At 64.7% G+C, this 306-nt stretch carries 1 protein-coding gene; it reads left to right on the forward strand.

Going from position 1 to position 306, the window contains the following annotated elements; all coding sequences use genetic code 11:
• Positions 1-87 precede the first annotated feature (87 nt).
• A partial coding sequence (locus tag KZZ04_RS18715; protein WP_219423754.1) for a hypothetical protein occupies positions 88-306 on the forward strand: 219 nt, incomplete at its 3' end.

Genomic DNA, 306 nt, shown 5'->3' on the forward strand with positions numbered 1-306 from the left:
GCCTTCTGGCTCGGCTCGTCCCGGTCGTCGCAGATCAAGGACACGCAGATCACCGCGCTGCTGCCGGCGGCGACCCGGCGCTGATCCGTGACCGAGCTCGCCACCCTCCTCAAGGACTACGGCCTCGTCGGGGTCGTGGTCATCCTGATGTGGGCGCTCAAGACTGTCGTCGGTTGGTGGCGTGACTGCATGAAGGATCGCCTCGAGGACAACAAAGCGATTACCGAGCGCATCGCGACAGCTCTGGAGCGCCAATCGGCGACGAACGCGGACATCGCAGAGAACATGAAGGACGTCCGCGATGGG

Source organism: Pseudoalteromonas sp. CR1 (assembly GCF_019392235.1).
Classification (GTDB): domain Bacteria; phylum Pseudomonadota; class Gammaproteobacteria; order Enterobacterales; family Alteromonadaceae; genus Pseudoalteromonas.